The 15,713-nt window shown below is 57.2% G+C and carries 13 protein-coding genes; 5 read left to right on the top strand and 8 right to left on the bottom strand.

From position 1 onward, the window contains the following. The first annotated feature begins 198 nt into the window (after positions 1 to 198). Both hupB and ppiD read left to right on the top strand, forming a co-directional pair. On the top strand, positions 199 to 471 hold the full coding sequence (gene hupB / locus BN4575_RS08490) for a nucleoid-associated protein HU-beta (protein ID WP_042020877.1): 273 nt from the start codon (positions 199 to 201) through the stop codon (positions 469 to 471). A 149-nt stretch (positions 472 to 620) separates the two neighbouring features. Beyond that, positions 621 to 2,534, top strand: coding sequence for a peptidylprolyl isomerase (gene ppiD / locus BN4575_RS08485; protein WP_068977866.1), 1,914 nt, complete (start codon positions 621 to 623; stop codon positions 2,532 to 2,534). A gap of 225 nt (positions 2,535 to 2,759) precedes the next feature. Here ppiD and BN4575_RS08480 read toward each other — a convergent pair whose 3' ends face one another. The 5 genes from BN4575_RS08480 to BN4575_RS08460 form a co-directional block, all read right to left on the bottom strand. Beyond that, a complete protein-coding gene (locus BN4575_RS08480) occupies positions 2,760 to 4,352 on the bottom strand; it encodes an ABC-F family ATPase (protein WP_042020873.1) in 1,593 nt (530 codons plus the stop codon). A gap of 166 nt (positions 4,353 to 4,518) precedes the next feature. Further along, positions 4,519 to 6,171, bottom strand: coding sequence for a cation acetate symporter (locus BN4575_RS08475; protein WP_068977865.1), 1,653 nt, complete (start codon positions 6,169 to 6,171; stop codon positions 4,519 to 4,521). Between the two features lie 11 nt (positions 6,172 to 6,182). Continuing rightward, a complete protein-coding gene (locus BN4575_RS08470) occupies positions 6,183 to 6,494 on the bottom strand; it encodes a DUF485 domain-containing protein (protein ID WP_042020869.1) in 312 nt (103 codons plus the stop codon). A 105-nt stretch (positions 6,495 to 6,599) separates the two neighbouring features. Beyond that, positions 6,600 to 7,226: a 3'-5' exonuclease gene (locus BN4575_RS08465; RefSeq protein ID WP_068977864.1), complete on the bottom strand. Its 627-nt coding sequence runs from the start codon at positions 7,224 to 7,226 to the stop codon at positions 6,600 to 6,602. 2 nt (positions 7,227 to 7,228) lie between these two features. Beyond that, on the bottom strand, positions 7,229 to 9,034 hold the full coding sequence (locus tag BN4575_RS08460) for a putative nucleotidyltransferase substrate binding domain-containing protein (RefSeq protein WP_068977863.1): 1,806 nt from the start codon (positions 9,032 to 9,034) through the stop codon (positions 7,229 to 7,231). A 168-nt stretch (positions 9,035 to 9,202) separates the two neighbouring features. Here BN4575_RS08460 and BN4575_RS08455 point away from each other — a divergent pair, with 168 nt between their 5' ends. After that, positions 9,203 to 10,009: a crotonase/enoyl-CoA hydratase family protein gene (locus tag BN4575_RS08455; RefSeq protein ID WP_068977862.1), complete on the top strand. Its 807-nt coding sequence runs from the start codon at positions 9,203 to 9,205 to the stop codon at positions 10,007 to 10,009. Between the two features lie 101 nt (positions 10,010 to 10,110). Here BN4575_RS08455 and BN4575_RS08450 read toward each other — a convergent pair whose 3' ends face one another. Further along, a complete protein-coding gene (locus tag BN4575_RS08450) occupies positions 10,111 to 11,610 on the bottom strand; it encodes an alanine/glycine:cation symporter family protein (protein ID WP_068977861.1) in 1,500 nt (499 codons plus the stop codon). Between the two features lie 348 nt (positions 11,611 to 11,958). Between BN4575_RS08450 and BN4575_RS08445 the strand changes: the two genes are divergently transcribed. After that, complete coding sequence (locus BN4575_RS08445; RefSeq protein ID WP_068977860.1) at positions 11,959 to 12,396, top strand: GNAT family N-acetyltransferase; 438 nt, start codon at positions 11,959 to 11,961, stop codon at positions 12,394 to 12,396. A gap of 77 nt (positions 12,397 to 12,473) precedes the next feature. Beyond that, on the top strand, positions 12,474 to 13,259 hold the full coding sequence (locus BN4575_RS08440; RefSeq protein ID WP_068977965.1) for a M90 family metallopeptidase: 786 nt from the start codon (positions 12,474 to 12,476) through the stop codon (positions 13,257 to 13,259). Positions 13,260 to 14,017: 758 nt separating this feature from the next. On the opposite strand, the gene BN4575_RS08435 is transcribed toward BN4575_RS08440, so the two are convergent. Together BN4575_RS08435 and BN4575_RS08430 are read right to left on the bottom strand one after the other, a co-directional pair. Further along, complete coding sequence (locus tag BN4575_RS08435) at positions 14,018 to 14,998, bottom strand: IS630 family transposase (protein ID WP_068977859.1); 981 nt, start codon at positions 14,996 to 14,998, stop codon at positions 14,018 to 14,020. Positions 14,999 to 15,016: 18 nt separating this feature from the next. Then, on the bottom strand, positions 15,017 to 15,713 hold a 697-nt coding region (locus BN4575_RS08430; protein ID WP_068977858.1), incomplete at its 5' end, for an IS3 family transposase.

Below are 15,713 nucleotides of genomic sequence, written 5' to 3'. Positions count from 1 at the left end.
AGGCTTGCATGCGCCCGATAACGGAAGTAGCCTTGACCACCGATCGGGTACTCGTGATGAGTCGCAATGCGTTATGTGGCGCGGGTTTGCGCCAGATTGTCACTTGCAACTGATCAGGAGGCTTGCTATAAAACCTCCACTTGTTGTGGCCAGGGAAATCGACGTCGCAGCGGTATTTGATAAAAGGGGAATATAAGAGTGAATAAATCTCAACTGATTGACAAGATTGCAGACGGTGCTGATATCTCCAAGGCGGCCGCTGGCCGTGCGTTGGATGCCTTCATTGAGGCTGTAGGTGAAGCTCTAAAAGAGGGTGACCAGGTTGCTCTGGTTGGTTTCGGTACTTTCGCTGTACGCGAGCGTGCTGCCCGTTCAGGCCGTAACCCGCAAACTGGCGCGACTATCGAAATCGCTGCTGGTAAAGTTCCTGCCTTCAAAGCCGGTAAGGCCCTGAAAGACGCTGTTAACTAAGTCGGTCGCTGATATGCGTCGGCTACCGTCCTTGGTCGCAGACCAGACAAGTTAGAGAGTCTTCTCTCATACTGATTGACCAAGGCGCATCGCAATCGGTGCGCCTTTTTATTGTTTACGCCCATCGAGTTCGGAGCATAAGTACAAACATGATGTTGGATAAACTACGCGAAGGGGCGCAGGGCAAGGTAGCCAAGGTTATCTTGGGCCTGATCATCCTCTCCTTTGCCTTGGCTGGTGTAGGTAGTTACCTCAACGGCCCGGCTCGTACCGCCCCCGCCACTGTGAATGGCACCGAGATCAGTGCCGCGGCACTGGAAAATGCCTACCGCAACGAGCGTGCCCGGATGGAATCCCAAATGGGAGAGGCATTCAGCCAGCTGGCCACCAATCCCGATTACATGAAACAGTTTCGCCGTGGCGTGCTGGATCGGCTGATTGACCAGGCGCTGCTGGACAGCAAAGCCCGTGAACTGGGTCTGCGCATCAGCGATGAGCAGATCAAGCAAGCCATAGTCGCCATGCCGGAGTTTGCCGAAAACGGCAAGTTCAATAATGACCGCTATTTGCAGCTGATCCGCCGTGCTGGCATGACCCCTGAAATGTTCCGCGACTCCCTGCGTCAGGATACGGTCCGTCAACAGTTGATGGGCGCTCTGGTGGGCACCGAGTTTGCGCTCAAGGGCGAGGCAGAACAGCTCGACAAGCTGTTTAACCAAACCCGGGATCTGCGTCTGGTGCGGTTGGCTGCGGCCAATTACGTTGCAGATGTTCAGGTGTCAGAGACTGAGCTGGAGCAGTACTACAAGACCAATGGCGCTCGTTTTATGAATGACGAGCAGGTCAAGGTTGACTATCTGTTGCTGGATGCCGCCAACCTCGGCAAAGAGATCAAGGTTTCCGATCAGGATGCCCAGGATTACTACGATCAGCACCAGGATCTGTTCCAGCGTGCCGAGCGTCGTCAGGTGGCCCATATCCTGATCCCGTTTGGCAAGGACGAGAAAGCGGCCGAGCAGAAAGCAGAAGCCGTGCTGGCCAAAGCCAAGGGTGGCGATGATTTCGCTGTGCTGGCCAAGGCTGACTCTTCCGATACCTTCTCCGCCAAGAAGGGCGGCGAGCTGGACTGGTTCGAGCAAGGGGTGATGGATCCGGCCTTCGAGAAAGCCGCTTTCGCCCTGAACAAGGCCGGTGATATCTCCACCGTGGTGAAGAGCCCGTTTGGTTTCCACATCATCAAGCTGTTGGGTGTTGAAGCGGCCCAGACCAAGCCGTTTGCCGATGTGAAGGAAGAGACCATCACTCGTCTGCAAGCTGACAAGGCCAAGGAGATGTTCTTTGCCGAGCAGCAGAAGATGGCTGACAACAGCTTCGAAAACCCGGACTCGCTGGATTTGACTGCTGATGCCATGGGGATGAAGGTGCAATCTTCAGATTACTTCACCCAGGCTAACGCCCCGGCTCCGCTCAATGATGGCAAGGTACTCTCGGTTGCGTTCTCCGAGCAACTGCGTGATGACAACACCAACTCCGACGTGATTGAGCTGGCAGATGGCAAAGCGCTGGTGCTGCACATCACTGGCCATCGTCCGAAAGCGGTCAAGCCGCTGGCGGAAGTGAAAGAGCAGGTGATTGCAGCCATCAAGCATGACAAGGCTGGTGAAGTGGCCCGTGGCAAGGCGCAGGGTCTGCTGGACAAGCTGAAGGTCGGTGAGAGCATCAATGCCGATCTGACCGCGCTCGGTCTGAAGGTCGAGACCCACCAGGGTGTCACCCGCTTCGATCGGGAAATGGATCAGAACCTGATTGCCCAGGCGTTCACGCTGCCCCATCCCAAGGATGGCAAGCCGAGCGTGGCGCTGGTCACCGAGAGCAACAACGATCGCGTTGTGGTGGCACTGGACAAGGTGAATGTGCCAGCTGCACCGTCCCAGATGGTCAGCATGCTGCAAGGCCAGCTGGGCCAGGGCAAGGCCCAGGCAGACTACAAGTCGCTGATCGACGAGCTGCGTAAAACAGCCAAGATCGAGTACTTCACCAGCGTGGAAGCGACCGTCGAGTAATTGAGTGGTCGTCACCCTATTGAAAACGGCTCCTTGATGGAGCCGTTTTTTTATCTGGATGCGAGGACACTCGAGTTCAGTTCTCAGTTCTCAGTTCTCAGTTCTCTGCGCTTTGCGGCTGGGTCGCGCCGCCGCCATACCCAATATCAATCCTCTTAAATACCGGATATAAAAAAACCGGCACGCGAGTGCCGGTTTTTCATTGCAAGGTGGTGCAGGGAAGCGTTACGCCACACCCTGGGTACGCAGGTAATCCTCGTAGGTACCACCGAAGTCACGGATACCATTTTCGCTCAACTCGACGATCCGGGTCGCCAGTGAGGAGACGAATTCACGGTCGTGAGAGACGAAGATCAGGGTACCCTTGTACATTTCCAGCGCCAGGTTCAAGGATTCGATAGATTCCATGTCCAGGTGGTTGGTCGGCTCATCCATGATCAGGATGTTGGGACGCTGCATCATCAGCTTGCCGAACAGCATGCGGCCCTGTTCACCACCGGAGAGTACCTTGACCGGCTTCTTGATGTCGTCTTGGGAAAACAGCAGACGACCGAGGATGGAGCGTACAGCCTGCTCATCTTCGTTCTCTTGTTTCCACTGGGCCATCCAGTCGAACACATTGAGGTCGGTGTCGAAATCTTCAGCGTGATCCTGGGCGTAGTAGCCGATCTGGGCATTTTCAGACCACTTGATGAGGCCGGTATCTGGGGTCAAATCGCCAACCAGCGTCTTGATCAGGGTCGATTTACCGATACCGTTGGTACCCAGAATGGCGACCTTCTCGCCCACTTCCAGCATCATGTTTAGGCCCTTGAACAGCGGCGCCTCGCCATAGCCTTTGGACACACCTTCGATTTCCAGGATGTTGCGATAGAGCTTCTTCTCCAGCTCGAAGCGGATGAAGGGGTTCTGACGGCTGGATACCTTCACTTCTTCAATTTTGATCTTGTCGATCTGCTTGAGGCGGGAAGTGGCCTGGCTGGATTTGGATGCGTTGGCACTGAAACGGGAGACGAAGGATTGCAGATCGGCGATCTGGGCCTTCTTCTTGGCGTTGTCGGAGAGCAGACGCTCGCGAGCCTGAGTGGCGGCGGTCATGTATTCGTCGTAGTTGCCCGGATACACCCGCAGTTCGCCGTAGTCCAGATCCGCCATATGAGTACAGACGGAGTTCAGGAAGTGACGGTCGTGCGAGATGATGATCATGGTGCTTTCACGATCGTTGAGCACTTGCTCCAACCAGCGAATGGTGTTGATGTCCAGGTTGTTGGTCGGTTCGTCCAGCAGCAGGATATCAGGGTTGGAGAACAGCGCCTGTGCCAGCAGCACCCGCAGCTTCCAGCCCGGGGCCACTTCGCTCATCGGGCCATTGTGCTGTTCGATAGGAATACCGGCACCCAGCAGCAACTGACCGGCACGGGCTTCGGCAGTGTAACCATCATATTCAGCAACCAGCCCTTCGAGCTCGGCAGCTTTCATGTAGTCATCGTCAGTGGCTTCGAGGTTGGCATAAATCGCATCGCGCTCGGCGATGGCAGCCCACAACTCGCCGTGGCCCATCATGACCACGTCCAGAACACGGGTATCTTCGTAGGCGAACTGATCCTGACGCAGCTTACCGATGCGTTCGTTGACGTCGAGGCTCACATTACCGCCGCTGGGCTCAAGGTCGCCGCCGAGGATCTTCATAAAGGTGGACTTGCCACAGCCGTTGGCGCCAATAAGGCCATAGCGGTTGCCGCCGCCAAACTTGACGTTGATGTTCTCAAACAGCGGCTTGGCGCCGAATTGCATGGTGATGTTGTTGCTGCTTAACAAGATGAGTGTCCCGATTGATCTATCAAATGGCGCGCATTATGGCACATATCTGTCGAAAGTTTTAGCAAGAACTGTGATCTGGATCGGTCAGAGGTCTATTTGGCGCAACAGGGATTCACCATGTAAAAAGCCGGCACAGGGCCGGCTTGGTGAGGTAATGATAACGTCAGTGGGAGGTGGCGCCAGAGGCACCCAGCCCGGTCTGGGAGCGGACGAACTGCGGCAGGAACTTGGCATGCTCGTCGGCAGCGTTCTGGGAGCTGTCGGTGATGGAGAAGAACCAGATCCCGACGAACGCCAACCCCATGGAGAAGAGGGCAGGGTATTCGTAGGGGAAGATAGCTTGGGCATGGCCCAGTACCTTCACCCACACGGTCGGGCCCAGGATCATCAGGGTCACCGCGCTCACCAGCCCCAGCCAGCCGCCGTAGACTGCGCCACGGGTGGTGAGACGGGACCAGAACATGGAGAGGAACAGCACCGGGAAGTTGCAGCTGGCGGCGATGGAGAAGGCCAGACCCACCATGAAGGCGATGTTCTGTTTCTCGAACAGGATCCCCAGACCAATGGCCACCACGCCCAGAGCCAGGGTAGTCATCTTGGAGACGCGCAATTCATCGGTCTCGTTGGCCTTGCCCTTCTTCAGCACACTGGCATAGAGGTCATGGGAGACCGCAGAGGCACCGGCCAGGGTCAGTCCTGCTACCACCGCCAAAATGGTGGCGAAGGCGACAGCAGAGATAAAGCCGAGGAACAGACTACCACCCACTGCGTCGGCCAGGTGAATCGCCGCCATATTGGTGCCGCCGAGCAGGGTGCCGGTGGCATCTTTGAAGGCAGGATTAGTGCTGACCAGCAGGATGGCTCCAAAGCCGATGATGAAGGTGAGGATGTAGAAGTAGCCGATAAAGCCGGTGGCATAAAACACCGATTTACGTGCTTCCTTGGCATCGCTCACGGTAAAGAAGCGCATCAGGATATGGGGCAGACCGGCGGTACCGAACATCAGCGCCAGACCGAGCGAGATGGCGGAGATGGGGTCGGCGACCAGACCACCCGGGCTCATGATGGCGATCCCTTTCTCGTGCACTTTGACGGCTTCGCTAAACAGGGCACCGATGTCGAAATTGACCGACTTCATCACCATGATGGCCATGAAGCTGGCACCGGAGAGCAACATCACTGCCTTGATGATCTGCACCCAGGTGGTGGCCAGCATGCCGCCAAACAGCACGTAGAGCACCATCAGGATACCGACCAGCACCACGGCGACATGATATTGCAGGCCGAACAGCAGCTCGATCAGCTTGCCGGCACCTACCATCTGGGCGATCAGGTAGAGGGACACCACCACCAGCGAGCCGCAGGCAGACAGGATGCGGACTTCGGTCTGCTTGAGGCGGTAGGAGGCCACGTCGGCGAAAGTGTATTTGCCGAGGTTACGCAGCCGCTCTGCGATCAGGAACAGGATGATAGGCCAGCCCACCAGAAAGCCGATGGAGTAAATCAGGCCATCGTAACCGGAGGTGTAGACCAGCGCAGAGATACCAAGGAAGGAGGCGGCAGACATGTAGTCACCAGCGATGGCCAGACCGTTCTGGAAACCAGTGATCCGGCCGCCTGCGGCGTAGTAATCGGAGGCCGAGCGGTTGCGCTTGGAGGCCCAGTAGGTGATACACAGGGTGGCGGCTACGAAGATAACAAACATCACAATGGCCGACATATTGAGAGGTTGGCGTTGTACCTCGCCGGTCAGCGCATCCGCCGCCAGCAGCGGGGAGGAGGCCAGTGAGGCCAACAGCAGCAAGGTGCCTTTCATGCTTTTTGTTCTCATGACTGCACTCCCTTGAGGATCTTTTGGTTCAGTTCGTCAAACTCGCCGTTGGCACGAAACACATAGATGCCGGTCAGCACGAAGGAGGAGAGGATCAACCCCACCCCGACCGGGATGCCACGGGTAATGGTGGTACTGTCGTTGAGCGGGGTGCCCAGCCAGCCGGGGGCAAAAGCGATGAGCAGAATAAACGCCAGGTAGAGTCCCAGCATCAGAGCCGAGAGGGCCCAGGCAAAACGCTGGCGCTTGGCGACCAGCTCCTGGAAGTTGGGATCTTGCTGGATCCTCAGGTAGCTTTGCTGTTCCATTGCAGTTCTCCATGACATAAGTGTCAGCGGTGGATGGGGTAACCCCGACGAGCAGGGGACCTGCTCATGTAAGCAGAATGTGAATTAAATGTTATTTGTGGGCAATTAGACTTTGGGATAAGCCAGCGGCGAGCCGCAGGTCAGGCGCAGGTAGATGAGCGCGGCCGTGGTGGCATCGGCAAGGGCATCGTGGGCAGGCAGGGGGGGCAGTTCAAGATGGCTGCAGATGGCTCTCAGGTGCAGGTCGATGGCCGCATCGGGATAGCGGCGATAGAGCTGGTCGTGATAGAGCCGGCTCACCTCGATCCCTCGCTGGGGCAGGGTCAACCCCCACAATTTCTGGCAGGCGAGATTGAGAATGCGCAGGTCGTAGGCGATGTGATAGCCCACCAGTTCACGGGGGCCGATAAAGTCGAGTAGTAAGCGCAGCGCGGCTTCCAGCGTCATCCCCTGTTGCAGATCCTGATGGCGCAGGCCATGGATCACTACCGATTGGCCGGTCAGGCTGGCCGGAGGCTGCACCTTGATGGCGAGTGCCTCGCCGGTCAGCAATCGGTTACCCTGAATGCGCAGCGCGCCGATGGAGACGATCTCCGCCTGCTCGGGATCGAGACTGGTGGTCTCGAAATCGAGGGCGATCCGCTCATCTTCCGGTGGGCTGGCAAAGAGCGGCGCGAACTCGCCAGTGCGAAAGGCGCGGCCATACCAGTAGCGTCGAGCGCGGCTCAACATGGCTATTGTCTCAGACGAAAGTGCAAGGTGAGCCACTGCTGGAACTTCTTCACCTGATGCAGCGCCTGGCGCAGCAGATCCCGCTCGCTATGGCTGAGATCCTGTATCTGCACCCGGCTGTTGCCGCCCTTGAGCTGGCTGCGCTCTTTGAGTTGGCTGCGCAGTCTCAGCCGGATAAAGAGCCGAAACGCCTCCGCCAGATTGCTGCCATAGTCGGCACTGAGCCGCTCGGCGGCCACCAGCGCGTCGATGCGTCCCAGAGTCGAGGTCTCCATTATTCCCCCCTCAATGGCCAGCATGCGGATGCCGTGTACCAGCGGGAACAGCCCACCCCGCTTCAGATCCAGCCCTTCCGGTGGCTGCTCCAGTCGGCCAAACAGGGTGAGCGGGGCATGAAAAGCTACCGCCGGTCGCACCATCTCCGCCAGCAGATCTCGCCTGTCGGCCAGTTGTTCGCGCAGCGCTCTGGCAACAGGCAGATGGAGCTGGCGATCTCCCGCGATAGGGTGAGCATCGGCCAGGGTCGCGAGCCACAGCAGCTCATCCTCTGTTGCCGTGGTGCAGGCGCTGGCAATGGCTCGTTGCCATTCGCTGCCCGTTTTCACCCAAGCCGGATTGTTCACCATTACTTGCCCTGGGCAGAGGGGGTAGCCGAGTCGCTCCAGCAGGGCGCTGAATTCGGCCAGATCGGCAGCCTGGCTGGGCCATGCCAGCCCTTCTGGCAGGATCAGGGCGTTGTCCTGATCGGTTTTGAGGATCTGCTCGCCGCGCCCCTCCGAGCCCAGCATTAACAGGCAGACGTTATCCTGCACCTCGGGGGGGATCACCAACGCAAAGGCTTTGGCGATCAGCTGCTCGTTGATGGTGGCGATCAGCTTCATCAAAAAGGCGGTGTGGATCCCCTGGGCAAACAGCGAGCGGGTCAATTGCTGCTGCTCGCGGGCCACCGCCTCCAGCGCTGGCAGGCTATCGGCGCGGGCGATGCGCAGGGTCAGCACGTGGGAGTGGGTGGAGAAGAGCCCCAACACCTGAGTCAGTTGCAAGATCCCCGCTACCTCGTTGCCGTGCCACACCACCAGTCGTTTGATGCGGTGGCGGGTCATCAGCAGCAGGGCATCAAACAGATAGCTCTCCAGCGGCAGACCAATCAGCGGTGTGGGGGTCAGTACCGAAAGGGGGGCCGTCAGCGGCAAGCCCTTGAGGGTCAGGGCGTGGAGCAAGGTTTTGCGGGTTGCCAGCGTGAGGGAGCCGTCATGAGCGGGGTAGAGCAGGCAATCGGTCCCCTTGCTCACCATGGCTTCGGTCGCCGCCAGCAGTGACAGCTTGCTGTCGACGATGAGCGGTGCCTGCAGATGGCCCGGCTCTATGCGGGTCAGGATAAATTCCGCCAGATTCTTCTGACCCAGTTGTTCGCGTTGCTCCTGCTGTTGCTGCCGCTCGGCCAGATTGGCGGTGAAGTAGCTGGCAAACTGCGGATCCTGCGCACAGAGCGCCAGAAAGGTGTGGCGAGGGATGAGCTGGCAGAGGCTATCTTCCAGCGCGGTGAAGCGGTGGCGACAGCGGCCGTCAAACTGGGCGCGCACATCGAACAGATCATCGACCCCGTAGTCACCAAACTGGTGGTGAGGGGCCGACTCTTCCACCGCCCCCTTGATGATGAGATAGAGGCCGGGAGGCTCGTCCCCCTCTTTGAGCAGCAGATCCCCGGCCCGAAAATAGCAGAGCGAGAGGTGGCGAGAGAGCCGCTCGCGCGCCGCCTCGTCCAGTCGGTCGAACGGTGGTCTGGCAAAATTGAACAGGGTTGACATGACAGCGTCCTCTGCTGGCTTGCGGCACTCATGCAGCTCCCAGTGTGACAAAGGGAGGGGGAGGCGACCAGCCGACTTTAGTCTCAGCTGTACCGCCTGTTCACACTCTGATAACGTGGTGGTATGACCAGTGAGTCAGTTTCAGGGATCAAGGAGAGGATAAGGGAGATGGAAAAACCAAGGATCAAATGCGAGATCTACGACGGGATTGCCGAAGTGATGCTGACGCGGGGGGACAAACTCAATGCGCTGGACCGCGGCATGTTCAGCGCCATCGACGAGACTCTGACGCAGCTTGCCCAACACAAGGGACTGCGGGCGGTGATCCTGCACGGCGAGGGGCGAGCCTTCTGCGCCGGGCTGGATGTGAAATCCATGCTCAAGCAGCCAGTGGCGGCGCTCGATATTCTCAAACGCGAGGCCGACGAGGCCACCAATCTGGCCCAGCGGGTCGCCTATGGCTGGCACCAGCTGCCGGTGCCAGTGATTGCGGTGACTCAGGGGGTCTGTTTCGGCGGTGGTTTGCAGATCGCCCTCGGTGCCGATTTTCGGTTCACTACCCCCGATTGCCGCTTCTCGGTGATGGAGATCAAGTGGGGCATCATTCCCGACATGAGCGGCAGCGTCACCATGCGCAACCTGATGGGGGTGGATACCGCCATGGAGCTGGCCATGAGTGGGCGCGAGCTGGATGCGGTCGAGGCGAAATCCCTCGGGATGGTGAGCCGGGTCTGCGCCGATCCGCTGGTGGAAGCGCGGGAGTTTGCCCGCACCCTCATCACCAAATCGCCCGATGCGCTGGCGGGGATCAAGCAGCTCTACAGCCAGGCCTGGGCCCGCAGCGACGAGGCGATGCTCAAAGAGGAGACCCGGTTGCAAAAGCAGATCCTGGGTCGCCCCAATCAGTGGCGCGCTACCTTCAACAGCCTGTTTCGCTGGCGTCTGCCATTCGGGCCGCGCCGCAATCCGCTCTGACCGCGCGCAGCACGAGCAGATAGAGAGCAAAAGAAAGATAGAGCGTAAAAGAAATGGCAGCCGAGGCTGCCATTTTTATGGGTGCTTTACGCAGGTGTGGTTCAGGAGATCTTGCGATCCGGATCCGGCTCGAACGGGTGTCCGGACTTCTCCCGCTCCAGATTGTCCTCGGAGCGCTTGCCCATCCAGTAATCGGCGTTCTTGATGCCGAGCTTCTCCGGGTGGAACACCGGATCCAGCCCTTGTGCCTGCTGGGCTTCATAATCCTTCAGGCAGGTGAAGGCGGTTTTTTGCAGCAGCAAGATGGCGACGATGTTGAGCCACGCCATCAGACCGACCCCGATATCACCCAGACCCCATGCCAAGTCTGCCGTCTTGACGGTGCCGTAGACGGTGGCGGCCATCAGCGCAATTTTCAGCAAGAAGGTGAGCCAGGGGCGATTCATCTTGCGGTTGATATAGGCGATGTTGGTTTCGGCGATGTAGTAGTAGGCAACGATGGTGGTGAACGCGAAGAAGAACAGTGCGATGGCCACGAAAATGCTGCCAAAGCCCGGCATCATGCTCTCCATGGCGGTCTGCACATAACCCGGGCCCGCTGCGATACCGGCAATACCGGTATAGAGGGCGGCACCGTCCGGCCCTTGTACGTTATAGAGACCGGTGATCAGCAGCATAAAGCCAGTGGCGGAGCAGACGAACAGGGTGTCGATATAGACGGAGAACGCCTGCACCAGACCCTGCTTGGCCGGGTGGCTCACCGCGGCGGCGGAGGAGGCGTGCGGCCCGGTACCCTGACCCGCTTCGTTGGAGTAGACCCCGCGCTTGACACCCCACATGATGGCCAGACCCAGAATGGCACCGAAACCGGCATCCATACCAAAGGCACTTTTCCAGATCAGCAGGATCACGCCCGGCAGGGCAGAGATGTTGAGGGCGATGATGACGCAGGCCACTATGATGTAGCCCAGCGCCATAAAGGGCACCACGGTACTGGCGAAGCTGGCGATACGCTTGACGCCCCCGAAGATGATAAAGCCGAGCAGCAGCGCCAGACCGGCGGCAGTGACGTTCGGATCAATATCAAACGCGGTTTTCAGGCTGGCCCCGATGGAGTTGGCCTGTACCCCCGGCAGCAGCACGCCACAGGCGAAGATGGTGGCGATGGCGAAGGTCCAGGCGTACCACTTCATGCCAAGCCCTTTCTCGATATAGAAAGCCGGGCCGCCGCGGTATTCACCGTTGATCTTCTCTTTGTAAACCTGACCCAGAGTGGACTCCACGAAGGCAGAGCTGGCGCCGAGGAAGGCCACCATCCACATCCAGAACAGGGCACCCGGGCCACCGAAGGTGATGGCTGTGGCCACACCGGCGATGTTACCGGTTCCCACCCGACCTGCCAGGGTCATGGCCAGCGCCTGGAAGGAGGAGACACCGGCATCGGTGCTCTTGCCATCAAACATCAGGCGCACCATCTCTTTCATGTGGCGCAGTTGCAAAAAGCGGGTACGCAGGGAGAAGTAAAGACCGACCCCCAGACACAGGTAGATGAGCGCAGGGCTCCAGATCACACCGTTGATGGCATTGACGATTTCATTCATGTACAACAACTCCTTTGTTGTTTTTGTGGCGCTGTCTTGGCGAGATCTTGGCCTCGCTCTCTGTCACTGTTTTCGGCCCAGCTTGTTAACAATCCGGTTAACAAATGAGCACGAGGTTGCGGGGTTAAGCAGGGCGCAAACACGCGCCATGCGTGGGTTGTAACATATCGAGTTGTATCGGTACTTCCCAGTGAAAAATGTTGCCTTGTTGCAAATTTGTGAATTGACAAGGGTGGGGGGATAATGGCAAGCAGCGTTTTCTATGAGTAAAAATGAGATCCTCCTTGTTGATCTGCGCCGAGCAATGTGACGGGCGTAACACAATGGAAAGCAAACATAAGGCCAATCATGAAAGAGATTGCTGAAACATTGACGATCCGCGCCCCTGAGGCCGCTGACGGGAGCGCAATCGCCCAGCTGTTCAGCCAATTGGGGTATCCTGCCGAGGGCGGAGACGTGACGGCGCGCCTGTTGGCACCGGATCCCGCCAGTGCGGTGCTGCTCGCCTCCCTGGCCGACAAGGTGGTCGGTGTGCTGGTGTGGCACAGGCTGGCACCGCTGCATGTTGCACCAGCGTGGGGCCTGATTTCGGCGCTGGTTGTCGATGAAGGGGCAAGAGGGGCGGGAGTTGGCGCAGCCTTGCTCAAGGGAGTCGAACAGATGGCGCGGGCCGCAGGTTGCGCTCAGCTGGAGCTCTCCAGCAGCCTCAAGCGTGAGGCTGCCCACCGTTTCTATCTGGCGCAGGCGTATCAGGAGCGGCCGAAACGGTTCGTCAAACTGCTGTGATCTGGTTTTTTGCATAAAAAGAAGGAGTTGGCGTGCTGGGATGGTTCAAATGGCTGGGTGGTCGCCCGCAAACGCCCATGAGCGAAGATGAGCTGGCGCTGTGGCGTCAGGGGCTGGCGGCAGTGCCTATCTTGCAAGGGCTCAGCGAAACCGAGCAGACCACGCTTATCGGGTTGGGGCAACAGCTGCTCAAGCGCAAGACCCTGACCCTGATCGGGGTAGAGCTCAGCCCCCGTCAACAGGCGGTGCTGGCGCTGCAGGCGGCGTTGCCCATTTTGCATCTTGGGGCTGACTGGTATCGCGGCTTTCACGAAATCATCATCATTCCCGAACCAGTCACGCGCAGGCAGGAGGTACAGGATGAGTTCGGGCTGGTGAGCGAAGTGGAAGAGGAGAACGCCGGTGAATCCTGGCCGCAAGGGCCGCTGGTGCTGGCCTGGAGCGATCTGCAGCAGGACGGTGACTGGGACGGCTTTAATCTGGTGATCCACGAGCTGGCCCACAAGCTCGACATGCTGGGTGGTGAGGCGGACGGCACGCCCCCCTTGCCGGGGCCGATGAGCAGCCAGTTGTGGCAGCAGGCCTTTCAGGCCGCCTTCGATGCGCTGTGCCAGCAGCTCGACCGGGACGAAGTGACCGCCATCGATCCCTATGCTGCCGAACATCCCGCCGAGTTTTTCGCCGTCAGCTGCGAGTGCTTCTTTACCGATCCGCTGCGGCTGCAGCAGGTTTATCCCGCGGTATACCGGCAACTGAGCCAGTTCTTTAGCCAGGATCCCGCACTGCGATACCCCGCGACTCGTTTGCTGGCGGGGGAGGGCGTTGCAGGATCCACTGCCATCAATGCAAATCTGCAGCTGTAGAACAGTGAAAAGCACCATTAATACCGGTTTGTTTTTCCGCTATATGCCCAGAGCTGGTGGGCTCTGGGAATATAGTCAACAAATATTAAAAATAAAGACTATGACCATAATTTTCGATAGTCGGGACTGTCAGATAATGGTGGTGGTGATGGCTTGTGAATCTGTATTGTTAATGGAATCGGAAAATCTACACCAAGAATGGCTACTTCACCTTGTTTAAGATTAGGAAGAAATGAGACTATAGATCTATCTGCTTCTCCGCATGCTCTTTCTATTACCTCTCTATCATTATTGTTTGTGAGTCTATGAACTATTAAAGTCCCCATCTGGCTAATTACCTCCCCCCCCCTCTGTTATATCCCTTGGTCTTTGCGTTGCCAAATATATATTAAGGCCATACTTTCTACCTTCTTTTGCAATTATTTCGAAAGCATCGAGGCTTATTGTGTTTTCATCGAGGCCGATTTTTTACCTAGGAAGTTATGGGCCTAATCAATTGTTGTTAACAACGGTTTTGTTATGAATCGCTCTTGCCTTGCGAATGACATTAGTTTTCTACCTAATACATTGGCGAGTATTTCTTTTGCATGGAATTCATAAATTGTACTACTTAAGCAGAGGCGTAGTATTTGTTTTGGTGATGCTAGGAACTCATTTATTACATTATCAAGCGAGGGAGCATCACTTTTTTAAAACACAGAGGAAAATGCTGGTGAGTTCATCACCCCTATGATTCTAAATAACAGTTCCTAATAGTGCTACACCTTCGCTGTGCCATAGCCATTCCCCGGAAAAGGAGACATGGTATCCATGAAGTGTTTCACTCGGGCCAGCAGGCTGGCCATTCCTCTACATTGATGATTGCGTGTGATGGTTTCATGTAACTTGTGCCACAGCCGTTCGATGTGATTAACCCAAGGACTGTAAACTGGCTGGAATACCAGGCAGAACTTGGGATTCTTCTTCAACCATCGCTCGGTCTGCTTGCTTTTGTGAATGATGTAGTTATCGAGGATCAGCGTGATGGTTTTGGCTCGTCGGTAGTGGCAACGCAGCTTTTCTAGCATGGCGATAAACAGGGATGAGTTTTTCTTTATCCCACTGACGTAAAGCACTCTTCCGTTGCCTGCATGGAGAACGCCTGCCAGGTAATGTTTCGCGTTCTGTCCCGGTGTGACAACCCGCTTTTGCTGCGCTCTGAACATCCAGTCGGCCCCTAATTTGGGATTGAGGTCTATATCGACTTCATCCTCATAAAACACCGGATTAGCGGCATCACAGCGGGCCAGTGCAGCGTCGATATTCGCCATTTTCTCCTGATAAGCGGGGTCTTTTATCCGCAAGGTCGGCACGGGCCTGCGCCAGACAATGCCCATACGAGGTAGCCATCGGCGGAGCGTGGAGGCTGCCATATTGAGGCCTGTTAACCGATTGATTTTTATAGCCAATAGTTCGGTACACCAGCGGCTGCGCTGATAACCAAAATCTTGTGGAGAAAACTGCATGAGCAGCACCAGTAAGGTGACAATCTTGGTGACAGGTAGGACCGGGGCACGGCCAGCCGGTAAGGCTTCTAACGCAGCCACACCTTCATCTTGATACCACCGAAGCCAACGGCCGATGGTTGAGCGAGCAGCGCCGGTAAGGTGATGAACCTCAGTGACCGTGCGTCCTTCATGTAGCAGCAAGATAGCCATCAAGCGACGAGCATGCCCTTTATCACGCGTGGCATGGATGATTGAATCGCCCCTAGTTTTCTAGACACTCTGTTGTTGAACATTGAACTGCTTTTCAAACTCTACCGGTGACAGCCCATCATTGGAACCATGGCGCCTGATTGGGTTGTAAAACATTTCGATATAATCAAACACATCGCTGCGGGCTTCGTCTCTTGTCGGGTAAATCCTGCGCTTGACCCGCTCCCGTTTGAGCAACTGAAAGAAGCTCTCGGCGACAGCGTTGTCGTGACAGTTGCCACGTCGGCTCATGCTGCAACTCAGATTGTGAGCCCTCAGGAAGTCCTGCCATTCACCACCGGTAAACTGGCTGCCCTGATCAGAATGCACCAGTACCGGCTGCGTTGGCTTGCGCCGCCAGACAGCCATCAATAGCGCATCAACCGCCAAATCTGCCGTCATGCGTGGCTTCATGGCCCAGCCGATGATCTGGCGAGAAAACAGATCGAGCACCACCGCCAGGTACAACCACCCTTCTTGAGTGCGGATGTAGGTAATGTCAGTCACCCAGGAGATGTTGGGGGCTGGCACCTTAAACTGACGTGCCAGCGTGTTTGGGGCAGCCTGTGGGCTCTTGCCTCCATAATGCCCCTTACGGCGTTGATAGCCAGTTTGCGAACGCAGCCCCTCCCGCCTCATTAATTTGGCCACACGGTGCTTACCGCAGGCTTCCCCCAAGTCACGAAGATCGCGATGGATCTTGCGATAACCGTAGACA

This window comes from Aeromonas sp. EERV15, from assembly GCF_900079845.1.
Classification (GTDB): domain Bacteria; phylum Pseudomonadota; class Gammaproteobacteria; order Enterobacterales; family Aeromonadaceae; genus Aeromonas; species Aeromonas sobria.
This window is presented reverse-complemented; position numbering and strand designations above follow the sequence as displayed.